Consider the following 12,578-nt stretch of genomic DNA (forward strand, 5'->3'; position numbering starts at 1 on the left):
GCCGTTTCTCACCACAAGATTCAAGAAGGGATTTTCTCCATGCAGCAATTCCAATGGACTCCGACATTGCGCGCCGCCGTCGCGGCCGCGCTCGTGCTCACCGGCGCGGGCGCTTCGCACGCCGCATCGCAGGCGCCCGTTGCGGCCGAGCACGGCATGGTCGTGAGCGCGCAGCATCTGGCCACCAAGGTGGGTGTCGACGTGCTCAAGCGCGGCGGCAACGCCGTCGATGCGGCGGTGGCCGTGGGCTATGCGCTGGCGGTGGTGTATCCGGCGGCCGGCAACCTCGGCGGCGGCGGTTTCATGACCGTGCAACTGGCCGACGGCCGCAAGACCTTTCTCGATTTCCGCGAGAAAGCGCCCCTGGCCGCGACGCCCAACATGTACCTCGACAAGGACGGCAACGTCATCAAGGGCCTGAGCACCAACGGCCACCTGGCCGTGGGCGTGCCGGGCACCGTTTCGGGCATGGAATACGCGCGCGAGAAATACGGCACCATGAAGCGCGCCGACCTGATCGCGCCTTCGATCCAGCTGGCCGACAAGGGCTTTGCGCTGGAGCAGGGCGACATCGACATGCTGCGCACCTCCACCAACGACTTCAAGAAAGACCCGGTCTCCGGCGCCATCTTCCTGAACAAGGGCGAGCCTTTCGCGGTCGGCCAGAAGCTGGTGCAGAAAGACCTTGCCAAGACGCTGCGCGCAGTCAGCGCCAAGGGTGTCGACGGCTTCTACAAGGGCTGGGTGGGGCAGGCGATCGTCGCCTCCAGCCAGGCCGGCAAGGGCATCATCACCCAGGCCGACCTCGACCAGTACAAGACGCGCGAGCTGGCGCCGGTCGAGTGCGACTACCGCGGCTACCGTGTAGTGTCGGCGCCGCCGCCGAGCTCGGGCGGCGTGATCATCTGCGAGATGCTCAACGTCCTCGAGGGCTACCCGCTCAAGGACCTGGGCTTCCGCTCGGCCGAAGCCGTGCACTACCAGATCGAGGCCATGCGCCATGCCTATGTGGACCGCAACAGCTACCTGGGCGACCCGGACTTCGTGAAGAACCCGCTCGACCGCCTGCTTGACAAGGGCTATGCCGAGAAGATCCGCGCGGCCATCGACCCCAAGAAGGCCGGCGTTTCCAAGGACATCAAGCCCGGCGTTGCGCCGCACGAAGGCAGCAACACCACGCACTATTCCATCACCGACCAGCAGGGCAATGCGGTGTCGGTCACCTACACGCTGAACGACTGGTTCGGCGCCAAGGTCACCGCCGACAAGACCGGCGTGCTGCTGAACAACGAGATGGACGACTTCACCGCGAAGATCGGCGTGCCCAACATGTACGGGCTGGTTCAGGGTGAGGCCAATGCCATTGCCCCGGGCAAGCGTCCGCTGAGTTCGATGAGCCCGACCATCGTCTCGAAGGACGGCAAGCCGGTGTTCGTGGTCGGTACGCCGGGCGGCAGCCGCATCATCACGGCCGTGCTCCACACCATCCTGAACGTGGTCGACTACGGCATGAACGTGCAGGAAGCCGTCGATGCGCCGCGCTTCCACCAGCAATGGCTGCCTGACGTGACCAACGTCGAAACCTTTGCCATCAGCCCCGACACCCGCAAGATCCTGACCGACATGGGCCACAACCTGGGCGTTCCCCAGCCGGCCAACCACATGGCGGCGATCATCGTCGGCGCGCCGTCGCTGGGCGGCAAGCCGGTGGGAGCCAACCGCTTCTACGGCGCCAACGACCCGCGCCGCAACACCGGCCTTGCCGCCGGCTACTGAACCTGCAAACCAAAGGCGGTCGTGCCATGCCGGCGCGGCCGCTTTTTCATTTCCATGCACCTGCAAGACATTCTCTATTCCCAAGGCTTCGGCACGCGGCGCGTGTGCGCGGGGCTGATCCAGCAAGGCCACGTGACCATCGGCGGCAAGGTGGCCGACGATCCCTTCGACGATCTCGACCCTGAAGGCCTGCTTTTCACTGTTCAGGGCACCGAATGGGCGTACCACGAGAAGGCCTACCTGATGCTGCACAAGCCGGCCGGGACGGAGTGCTCGCAAAAGCCTTCCACCTACCCGAGCATCTACACGCTGCTGCCATCGCCGCTGCGTCTTCGGCCCAACAAGGGCGCGGTGCAGGGCGTGCAGGCCATCGGCAGGCTCGACCAGGACACGACCGGGCTGCTGTTGCTGACGGACGACGGCCAGTTCATCCACAAGATGGGCTCGCCCAAGCACCATGTTCCCAAGGTGTACGAGGTCACGGCCAAGCACCCGGTGGACGCTGCGCAAATCGAAAAACTGCTGGCCGGCGTGGTGCTCGACGACGATCCGAAGCCGGTGCGCGCCGCCGCCTGCGCGTCGGACAGCCCGCTGCACCTGCGGCTGACGCTCACCGAAGGGAAATACCACCAGGTCAAGCGCATGCTGGCGGCCGTGGGCAACCGGGTCGAAGGGTTGCACCGCTCGCGCATCGGGCAACTGGCGCTGCCCGAAGACCTGGCACCGGGCCAATGGCGATGGCTCACCGCCGAACAGGTCGCGGCATTGCGTGCAAAAACAACGGTATAGGCGTTGCAAACACTGCCGGTCAGCCGCCGGTCGGGTCGGGCCGTTGATAATCGAAAGCACTCTTTCGGAACTTCCCCTTGCGATTCCTTGCCCGACCGAATGGCCGCCTTGCGGCCTTCCTGTTTTCTTGCCTGACGGTCTGGGCGGCACAATCCGCCGCCGCTGCGCCCGCCGAACCCCCGCCGATCTTCGTGCTCAATTCGCTCGACGCCAGCGTCAGCGTGATCAATCCGGTCGACTGGACTGAAAAGCAGCGCATCGCCACCGGCAAGGAACCGCACCACATCTACATGACGCCCGACGAAAAGTCGGTCATCGTGGCCAATTCGGCGGGCGACTCGCTGACTTTTCTCAACCCGAGAACGGCCGAAGTGCAGCGGGTGGTCTACGGCATCATCGATCCGTACCAGCTGCAGTTCTCGCGCGACATGAAGTGGTTCGTCACGGCGGCCAACCGGCTCAATCACGTCGACGTCTACCGCTGGGACGGCAAGGACCTGAAGCTCGTCAAGCGCATTGCCACCGGCAAGACGCCCAGCCACATCTGGATCGACCACACCAGCACCGTCGCCTACGTGACCATGCAGGACAGCGACGAGCTCATCGCCGTCGACCTGGCGACGCAGACCATCCGCTGGCGCACCACCACCGGCGCCATGCCGGCTGACATCTACGGCGTGCACAACGACAAGACCCTGCTCGTGGGCCTGACCGGCAGCGACGGCGTGCAGGTGTTCGACGTGGCGGGCGCCGAGCCCAAGCTGGTCGGCAAGATCCTGACAGGCAAGGGTGCCCACGCCTTCCGTTCGGCCGGCGACGGCAAGAGCGTCTTCGTGAGCAACCGCGTGGCCAACACCATCAGCCGCATCGACCTGGCGACGCTCAAGGTCAGCGCCACCTACGCAGTTCCGGGCGGCCCCGACTGCATGGATGTGTCCGCCGACGGCAAGACGCTGTACGTCACCTCGCGCTGGGCCAAGAAGCTCAGCGTGATCGACCTGGACAGCCAGAAGGTCGTGCGCCAGGTCAATGTCGGCCGTTCGCCGCACGGCGTCTGGACCCTGGCCCATGCGAAAAGAATCTGAACGGGTTCCTTCGGCAAGCCGGCAAAGCCGATTCCGCGGTGTTCCAGGAGTTGTCTTCGCCGTCGCCTGTGCCGCCATGCCGGCTGCCTGGGCGCAGGGCGCCTCGTGCGAAAAGCCGGTCTACCTGACCTTCGACACCGGCCACATGGGCGTTGCGGCGCTCGTGGCCGACGTGCTAAAGCGCCAGAACGTACGCGTTACCTTCTTTGCCGCCGCCGAGCGCACCCAGACGGATGGCGACAGCCTCGACAGCCGCTGGGCGCCATGGTGGAAGGCGAGGGCGGCCGAAGGCCATGAATTCGCCTCGCACACCTACGACCACGCGTACTGGCGCGGCGATCTCAAGGGCGTGGCGCCGAGCTTCCGCATCAAGCCTTCGGCTGGCGCGCTCGCGGGCCGCGAGTTCACCTGGAGCGCGGCCGAGTACTGCGCCAACATCGGCAAGGCGTCTGAGCGGCTGGCTTTCATCACCGGCAAGAAGCCGCTGCCGCTGTACCGCGCGCCGGGCGGCAAGACCTCGCCCCGCCTGCTCGCCGCGGCCAAGGCCTGCGGCTTCGAGCATGTGGGCTGGTCGCCGGCCGGCTTCCTGGGCGACGAGCTGCCGAGCGAGAAGTTCAGCAACGAAAAGCTCCTGGCGCAGGCGCTGGAAACCATCCGCCCCGGCGACATCCTGCTCGCGCACCTGGGCATCTGGTCGCGCAAGGACCCGTGGGCGCCAGCCAACCTCGAGCCGCTGATCGTCGGCCTCAAGGCCAAGGGCTTCTGCTTCGAAACGTTGCGCCAGCATCCGCAATACCGCGCCTGGATCGCATCCCACCCTTGAGGCGTCGTCGTGATCGATTGGTTGACGGACTCTTTTTCCGCGCTGCAGGGCTGGTTCTTCGAGACGCTGATCCAGCCGCTGGTGTTCGCGGTCGGCCTCGGCGGCTGGACCGAAGACGCCTTCGACGCCACCGGCTGGCTGCTGGTCGGGTTCATTCAAGTCGCGGTGCTGCTCATGGTCATCGGGCCGCTGCAGCGCTGGCGCGCCGTCGAACCGGTCACCGACCGCCGCGCCATCCGCATCGACGTGCTCTACACGCTGATCCATCGCCTCGGCCTGTTCCGGCTGGCCATGTTCTTCACGCTCGAGCCGTTCTTCGACGACGCCATCGGGAGCCTGCGCATCGCGGGCTGGGGCACGTTTCACCTCGACGAAGCCTGGCCCGGCGTCACCGACGTGCCGTGGGTCGCCTTTGCGATCTATCTGGTGGTGCTCGACTTCGTGGGCTATTGGATTCATCGCGGCCAGCACCAGCTCAACTGGTGGTGGGGCCTGCATTCGCTGCACCATTCGCAGCGCCAGATGACCATGTGGAGCGACGACCGCAACCACCTGCTCGACGACATCATTCATGACACCCTCATCGTCATCGTGGCGCAGCTCATCGGCGTGGCGCCCGGCCAGTTCATTGCGTTCGTCGCGTTCACGCAGCTCAGCGAAAGCCTGCAGCACGCCAACCTGAAGCTCGGGTTCGGCGCCATCGGCGAGCGGCTGTGGATCAGCCCGCGCTTTCACCGGCTGCACCACAGCATCGGGCTGGGCCACGAGTCGCGCGGCGCTCATACGCTGGGCGGCCACAATTTCGGCGTGCTGCTGCCCTGGTGGGACATGCTTTTTCGCACGGCCAACTTCGAGAAGCGCTACGACCCGACCGGCATCCGCGACCAGGTCGAGCCCGGCGCCGATGGCCGGGTGCGCGACTACGGCAGCGGCTTCTGGGCCCAGCAGTGGCTCGGGCTGAAGCGGATGGTCGGCCGCGGCTGACCGCCCGGGCGGCGCCCAGGCGTTATCCTTCGCACCCAATGCGTCTGCTTCTCGACTCTTTCTGGCGTGCCGTTGCCTATTGCATGCTGCCGCGCGTGATCGTGCTGTCTTTGCTGCCGCTCGCCCTGATGGTGCTGCTGGCCGCGGGCTTCGGCTATTTCTACTGGGACGCGACCGTGGCATGGACGCGCGAGGCGCTCGAGGCCTGGCCCCTGCTGGCGAGCTTCTGGGGCTGGATCGGGCGGCTCTTTTCGGGCGATGTCACGGCCATGCTGGCACCGCTCGTGGTGGTGTTTGCCGCCACGCCGCTGATCGTGCTGGTTTCGCTGGTCATCGTGGCCGGTTTGATGGCGCCTCCGTTGACCGCACTGGTGGCGCACCGCCGCTTCCCCACACTCGAGCGTAAGAAGGGCGCATCGTTTTTCGGCAGCGTGGCGCGGTCGCTGGGCCTGACGGTGCTGGCGCTGGTGGCGCTCGTCGTCTCGATGCCGCTCTGGCTCATTCCGCCGCTGGTGCTCATCCTGCCGCCGCTGATCTGGGGCTGGCTCACCTACCGCGTGATGAGCTTCGATGCGCTGGCCGAACACGCAAGCCCCGAAGAGCGGGCCACGCTCCTGCGCGCGCACCGCCTGCCGCTGCTGTGCATCGGCGTGCTGTGCGGCTACCTGGGCGCCGCGCCCAGCATCGTCTGGGCATCGGGCCTGCTGTTCGCCGCTGCCTTCTTCGTGCTGGTGCCGCTCGCGATCTGGATCTATACGCTGGTATTCGCCTTCTCATCGCTCTGGTTCGGCCACTACTGCCTCGATGCCCTGGCGCAGCTGCGGGCGCAGCGGGCGGCAGCCGTGGCTTCGTCCGGCGGCGCACCGGCCACCGAAGCCGACCAGGCCGTTCTTTCTCAATGGAAATCCCCATGACCCGCGCATTCGGCCTGATCGTCGTCGGAGACGAAATTCTTTCGGGCAAACGTGCCGACAAGCACATGCCCAAGGTCATCAAACTGCTCGCCGCCCGCGGCCTGCAGCTTGGCTGGGCCGAATACGTCGGCGACGAGCCCACGCGGATCACGGCCGCGCTCAGCCGGGCCTTTGCTTCGGGCGACATCGTTTTCTCGACCGGCGGCATTGGCGCCACGCCGGACGACCACACCCGCCAATGCGCCGCTCAGGCGCTGCGGGTGCCGCTCGAATTGCACCCTGAAGCCGAGCTGCTGATTCGCGAACGCATGCAGGACACGGCGCGCGAGCAGGGCATTGCCTACGAGCCCGACCGGCCCGACAACATTCACCGCCTCAACATGGGCGTGTTTCCCAAGGGCGCGACGATCATCCGCAACCCCTACAACAAGATTCCGGGCTTCAGCGTCGATCACGTCCATTTCGTGCCCGGCTTTCCCGTCATGGCCTGGCCGATGATCGAATCGGTGCTCGACAGCCGCTACGCCGACATGTTCACCAGCGGCCAGTCGGCGGAAAAGTCGGTCATCGTTTTTGGTGCGATGGAGGCAACCCTCACACCGCTGATGCAAGCCATCGAAGCCACGCATGCCGGCGTCAAGGTGTTCAGCCTGCCGAGCGTCGACCATCCCCAATATGGCCGGCACATCGAACTCGGCGTCAAAGGCGACCCGGTGCTGCTCGATGCCGCCTATTCCCAGCTGATCGAAGGGTTGCACGCCTTTGATGCCAAGCTTGGCCCAGAATTGGTGCGCTGAAATCGAGCGCACCAAATTGGTGATTATTCGCCTTCTTTTGGGGTTTGTACCCGTCGCCGGAGCCTCTCCGCAAGGGGCGACAATGGCACAGAAACTGCATCCCCCGTCCCTGTATTCCTAACCACCATCCAACTCAGGAGAAACTGATGGCAAAGACCGTCGCCGATGTACTCAAGCTCGTCAAGGAAAACGAGGTCAAGTTCATCGACTTCCGCTTCACCGACACCCGTGGCAAAGAGCAGCACGTGACCGTGCCGGTCTCGGCATTCGATGAAGACAAATTCACCTCGGGCCACGCGTTCGACGGCTCGTCCATTGCTGGCTGGAAGGGAATCGAAGCTTCGGACATGCAGCTCATGCCCGACCCGAACACCGCCAACATCGACCCCTTCTTCGAAGAAACGACGCTGATCCTGACCTGCGACGTGATCGACCCCGCCGACGGCAAGGCCTACGAGCGCGACCCGCGTTCGCTCGCCAAGCGCGCCGAGGCGTACATGAAGGCATCCGGCCTGGGCGACACCGCCTACTTCGGTCCGGAACCCGAATTCTTCGTGTTCGACGGCGTTCGCTGGAAGAACGACATGTCGGGCTGCTTCGTCAAGATCGAGTCTGAAGAAGCCTCGTGGAACACCGACAAGGAATACGAGCACGGCAACACCGGCCATCGCCCGGCAGTCAAGGGCGGCTACTTCCCGGTTCCCCCGGTCGACAGCTTCCAGGACATGCGCTCGGAAATGTGCCTGGTGCTCGAATCGCTCGGCATCCCGGTCGAAGTGCATCACCATGAAGTGGCCAACGCCGGCCAGATGGAACTCGGCACCAAGTTCAGCACGCTGGTTCAGCGCGCCGACTGGGTCCAGCTGCAGAAGTACGTGATCCACAACGTGGCCCACGCCTACGGCAAGACCGCCACCTTCATGCCCAAGCCCATCGTCGGCGACAACGGCTCCGGCATGCACGTGCACCAGTCGGTCTGGAAGGACGGCAAGAACCTGTTCGCCGGCGACGGCTATGCAGGCCTCTCGGACTTCGCGCTGCACTACATCGGCGGCATCATCAAGCACGCCCGTGCCCTGAACGCCATCACGAACCCCGGCACCAACAGCTACAAGCGCCTGGTGCCCGGCTTCGAAGCCCCGGTGAAGCTGGCCTACTCGGCCAAGAACCGCTCGGCCTCGATCCGCATTCCGTTCGTGGCCAACCCGAAGGGCCGCCGCGTCGAAGCGCGCTTCCCCGATCCGCTGATGAACCCGTACCTCGGCTTTGCTGCACTGCTGATGGCCGGCCTCGACGGCGTGGAAAACAAGATCCATCCGGGCGAAGCCGCCAGCAAGGACCTGTACCACCTGCCGCCGGAAGAAGACGCGCTGATCCCGACCGTGTGCCACAGCCTCGACCAGGCTCTGGAATACCTCGACAAGGACCGTGCGTTCCTGACCAAGGGCGGCGTGTTCACCGACGCGTACATCGATGCGTACATCGAACTGAAGATGCAGGAAGTCACGCGCTTCCGCATGGCGACCCATCCGGTCGAGTTCGACATGTACTACTCGCTCTAAATCAGCGGGTGCAAGCCCCTCTGACGGGTAAGTAAGACAGAAAGGACGGCTTCGGCCGTCCTTTTTGCTTGGCGCGGAACATCTTGTCACCGATGGAGTCGAATTGCAGGAAAATGCGCCTTTGTCGCGGCATCCACCGATTCACATGAAGACTGCTTCCCTCATTTTCCTGGCTGGTTCATTGTTGGCCCTCGCCCTGCCGGCGTCGGCCCAGGAGCGCGTGTGGCGCTGCGGCAATGAATACACCAACAACTCGACCATTGCGCAGCAGAAAGGCTGCAAGGTCATGGAAGGCGGCAACGTCACCGTCGTGCAGGGCTCCGGCATGCCGGCCCCGGCCGCCAGGTCGTCGGGCGGCGGCGGTGGCTCTTCCGCCGCGCGTGCGCCGGCAGGCAGTCCGCGCGTGGAAGGCGTCGACCAGCGCGCCCGCGACGGCGAGGCCCGTTCGGTGCTCGAAGCCGAGCTCAAGAAGGCCGAAGCTCGCCAGGCCGAGCTTCAAAAGGAATACAACAACGGCGAGCCCGAGAAGCAGGGCAGCGAAGGCCGCAACTACCAGAAGTACCTCGACCGGGTGGCTGAAATGAAGGCCGAACTCGCGCGCAACGAGAGCGACATTGCAGGCATTCGCCGCGAACTCGGCCGCCTGCCGGCCAAGCAGCAGTAAGCATCAGGACATTCAATGGCATTTGGGAAGAAGGCGGCCGGCGCCAATCCGCGCTTTCAGTCCTTCGACCTGCTGTCCACGCTCATTGCAGTGGTCAGCACCAACGGTTCGGTGCTGTTTGCCAACGCAGCCCTGGAGGACGCGCTGGGCACTTCGCGCCGCACGCTCGAAGGCTCTCAGTTCGGGGCCTGCTTTCATGAGCCGCACGTGCTGCGCACCGCCATCGACGGCGCTCGCAGCAACGACTTTGCCACCCTGCGCTACGAAGCCTTCCTGCGCCGCGTCAATCATGAATTGATGCCGGTGCAGGTCACGCTGGCGCAGGGCGACAAGTCGGGCGAGCTCATCATCGAGATGTCGCCGCTGGAGCAGCAGGTGCGGCAGGACCGCGAAGAGCGCTTGCTCGACCAGGCGCAGGCCAACAAGGAACTCATCCGCAATCTCGCGCATGAAATCAAGAACCCGCTGGGCGGCATTCGCGGCGCGGCGCAGTTGCTGCAGATGGAAGTCGAGTCGCGCGACCTCATCGAGTACACGCAAGTCATCATCCATGAAGCCGACCGGCTGCAAACGCTGGTCGACCGCCTGCTGGCCCCGCACCGTCGCCCGCACGTGGTGGGCGACGTCAACATCCACGAGGTGTGCGAGCGCGTGCGCTCGGTCATCCTCGCGGAGTTTCCGCGCGACCTGCACATCGAGCGTGACTTCGACGTCTCGATTCCCGAGTTTCGCGGCGACCGCGAACAACTCATCCAGGCCACGCTCAACATCGTGCACAACGCGGCGCAGGCCCTTGCCGAGCGCCGTGCGGCCGGTGACGCGCAGATCACTTTCAAGACGCGCATCGCCCGCCAGGTCATATTCAACAAGCAGTGGTATCGATTGGCACTGGAATTGCATGTCATCGACAACGGACCGGGTGTGCCGGACACGATCAAGGACCGCATCTTCTATCCGCTCGTATCGGGAAGAGAAGGCGGGACAGGGCTTGGATTGACGCTCGCACAAACTTTTGTGCAACAGCATCACGGCGTGATCGAGTGCGACAGTGTCCCGGGCCGAACCGATTTCAAGATATTGATTCCGCTGCCCTAGCAGCCACGGCAACAAGGAGATGCATGAAGCCGATCTGGATAGTTGATGACGACCAATCGATCCGCTTCGTGCTGGAGAAGGCCTTGTTGCGCGAAGACCTGCCCACGCGCAGCTTCACCAACACGCGCGAGGTGCTGGCCGCCCTCGAACTTGCCGCCGACGACGAGCAGCAGGGCCCCCAGGTCCTGGTGAGCGACATCCGCATGCCCGGCGGCTCCGGGCTCGACCTGCTCGACAAGATCAAGGCCAAGCACCCCGGCCTGCCCGTCATCATCATGACGGCGTTCTCCGACCTCGACAGCGCCGTTTCGGCGTTCCAGGGTGGCGCCTTCGAATACCTGCCCAAGCCTTTCGACCTGCCGCGCGCCGTCGAGCTCATCCGCCGTGCCGTCGACGAAAGCCAGCGCGAGGAAGTGGCCGAAGAACGCATGGTGGCCGCGCCCGAAATGCTGGGCCAGGCGCCCGCCATGCAGGACGTGTTCCGCGCCATCGGCCGGCTTTCGCAGAGCAACGTCACGGTGCTCATCACCGGCGAATCGGGTTCGGGCAAGGAACTGGTCGCGCGTGCGCTGCACAAGCATTCGCCGCGCGCCAACGGCCCCTTCGTGGCCATCAACACCGCGGCCATTCCCAAGGACCTGCTCGAGAGCGAACTCTTCGGCCACGAGCGCGGCGCCTTCACCGGCGCGCAAACCATGCGCCGCGGCCGCTTCGAACAGGCCGAGGGCGGCACGCTCTTTCTCGACGAAATCGGCGACATGCCTTTCGACCTGCAGACGCGCCTGCTGCGCGTGCTGAGCGACGGACACTTCTACCGCGTGGGCGGCCACAACTCGGTCAAGGCCAACGTGCGCGTGATCGCGGCCACCCACCAGGACCTGGAGCAGCGCGTCAAGCTGGGCGGCTTCCGCGAAGACTTGTTCCACCGCCTCAACGTGATTCGCCTGCGCCTGCCCGCGCTGCGCGAACGCGGCGAAGACGTGCCCGCACTCACGCGGCACTTCCTGCAGGTGAGTGCGCGCCAGCTCGGCGTCGAGCCCAAGCGCATCTCCGACGCCGCATTGGCCAAGCTCGCCGCCTTCAGCTTCCCGGGCAACGTACGCCAGCTCGAGAACATCTGCCACTGGCTCACCGTGATGGCGCCGGCCCAGCTCATCGAAGCCAAGGACCTGCCGCCCGAAGTCATGGCCGCTGGAACCGGCGCGGAAGCGCACGCCGGTGAAGCTGCCGTTGCTGCAACCCAGACCGCCGTGCAGCCCGCACCGCTGCTGTCACCCAGCCCCGAGCGCGAATTCGCTACGCCAAGCGCCGCGCCCGAAGCCGCTGAAGGCCTGGTGGGCGCCAGCAGCTGGGAGAGCGGCCTCGAGGTCGAGGCGCAGGCGCTGCTGGCCGCCGGCCGCACCGATGTCTGGGATGTACTGTCGCGCCGCTTCGAATCGCGGCTCATCCTCACCGCGCTGGCCAACACCCGCGGCCGCCGCATCGAAGCCGCTCAGAAACTGGGCATCGGCCGCAACACCATCACCCGGAAAATCCAGGAACTGGGCATCGAGTAGCTCGGCCCTGCCGGGCCTTGGCTAACGGCTTCGCTGACCCAGGGTCAGCGAGTCGAGCTGGAAGTTTTCGCTCTTGTCCCAGAGCCAGGTGTCCACATAGGTGTGGCCGCCCAGGCGCCCGGGGCTCGGCAGGGGTGATGCCGCCTTGATCAGAGCCGCGATCTTGCCCGGCACTTCGGGTGCATGGCTCGGCACGCGGCTGAACGTCACGTTCGTGACGTTGCCATTGGCATCGAGCTCCGTCTCGACCACCACCACCGCATACACCAGCGGCGGAATCTTCCCCTTGTAGATGCGCTGCGCGTAGGTCTTGTAGATCTGCCGCGCGCCGGTCTTGCGGTAGGCCCGCACGGCCGGCGTTTGCGCCGTGATCAGGCGCACGGTCGGCACGTCGGTCTTTGCGCCTGCCACTTCATCGGGCGCGGAGGCGGCGGACTTGTCATCGCCCGTTTTGTCCGCCGGCTTCAAGGCCGAGCAGGCTACCAGGGCGAGTGCGGCTGCGACGGTTGCCAGAGTGCGAAGAGTCATTTTCA

At 65.2% G+C, this 12,578-nt stretch carries 12 protein-coding genes; 11 read left to right on the forward strand and 1 reads right to left on the reverse strand.

The genetic code is table 11. From position 1 onward, the window contains the following. Positions 1-39: 39 nt before the first annotated feature. From ggt to ntrC, 11 genes are all read left to right on the forward strand, one after another. Positions 40-1,776: a gamma-glutamyltransferase gene (gene ggt, locus M0765_RS17655; protein WP_258505064.1), complete on the forward strand. Its 1,737-nt coding sequence runs from the start codon at positions 40-42 to the stop codon at positions 1,774-1,776. 54 nt (positions 1,777-1,830) lie between these two features. Then, positions 1,831-2,565, forward strand: a complete 735-nt coding sequence (locus tag M0765_RS17660; RefSeq protein WP_258505065.1) for a pseudouridine synthase — start codon at positions 1,831-1,833, stop codon at positions 2,563-2,565. A 77-nt stretch (positions 2,566-2,642) separates the two neighbouring features. Then, on the forward strand, positions 2,643-3,650 hold the full coding sequence (locus M0765_RS17665) for a YncE family protein (RefSeq protein ID WP_258505067.1): 1,008 nt from the start codon (positions 2,643-2,645) through the stop codon (positions 3,648-3,650). A 76-nt stretch (positions 3,651-3,726) separates the two neighbouring features. Further along, complete coding sequence (locus tag M0765_RS17670) at positions 3,727-4,473, forward strand: polysaccharide deacetylase family protein (RefSeq protein WP_258505068.1); 747 nt, start codon at positions 3,727-3,729, stop codon at positions 4,471-4,473. A 9-nt stretch (positions 4,474-4,482) separates the two neighbouring features. Further along, positions 4,483-5,457, forward strand: coding sequence for a sterol desaturase family protein (locus M0765_RS17675; RefSeq protein WP_258505070.1), 975 nt, complete (start codon positions 4,483-4,485; stop codon positions 5,455-5,457). A gap of 38 nt (positions 5,458-5,495) precedes the next feature. Further along, a complete protein-coding gene (locus M0765_RS17680; protein WP_258505072.1) occupies positions 5,496-6,371 on the forward strand; it encodes an EI24 domain-containing protein in 876 nt (291 codons plus the stop codon). Then, positions 6,368-7,168 carry a competence/damage-inducible protein A gene (locus tag M0765_RS17685; RefSeq protein WP_258505074.1) on the forward strand — a complete coding sequence of 267 codons (801 nt, stop codon included), beginning with the start codon at positions 6,368-6,370 and terminating at the stop codon, positions 7,166-7,168. Before M0765_RS17680 ends, M0765_RS17685 begins: the two co-directional genes overlap by 4 nt. Before the next feature lie 146 nt (positions 7,169-7,314). Next, positions 7,315-8,730, forward strand: coding sequence for a type I glutamate--ammonia ligase (gene glnA, locus M0765_RS17690; protein WP_126747480.1), 1,416 nt, complete (start codon positions 7,315-7,317; stop codon positions 8,728-8,730). Between the two features lie 145 nt (positions 8,731-8,875). Further along, the gene (locus M0765_RS17695; protein WP_126747479.1) at positions 8,876-9,394 is read left to right on the forward strand and encodes a hypothetical protein; all 519 of its coding nucleotides are present in this window, start codon (positions 8,876-8,878) and stop codon (positions 9,392-9,394) included. Between the two features lie 15 nt (positions 9,395-9,409). Then, on the forward strand, positions 9,410-10,489 hold the full coding sequence (gene glnL / locus M0765_RS17700) for a nitrogen regulation protein NR(II) (RefSeq protein WP_126747478.1): 1,080 nt from the start codon (positions 9,410-9,412) through the stop codon (positions 10,487-10,489). A 23-nt stretch (positions 10,490-10,512) separates the two neighbouring features. Next, the gene (ntrC, locus tag M0765_RS17705) at positions 10,513-12,045 is read left to right on the forward strand and encodes a nitrogen regulation protein NR(I) (RefSeq protein ID WP_258505077.1); all 1,533 of its coding nucleotides are present in this window, start codon (positions 10,513-10,515) and stop codon (positions 12,043-12,045) included. Between the two features lie 21 nt (positions 12,046-12,066). Here ntrC and M0765_RS17710 read toward each other — a convergent pair whose 3' ends face one another. Further along, positions 12,067-12,573, reverse strand: a complete 507-nt coding sequence (locus tag M0765_RS17710; RefSeq protein ID WP_258505079.1) for a hypothetical protein — start codon at positions 12,571-12,573, stop codon at positions 12,067-12,069. Positions 12,574-12,578 lie beyond the last annotated feature (5 nt).

The organism is Variovorax sp. S12S4 (assembly GCF_023195515.1).
Classification (GTDB): Bacteria; Pseudomonadota; Gammaproteobacteria; order Burkholderiales; family Burkholderiaceae_C; genus Variovorax.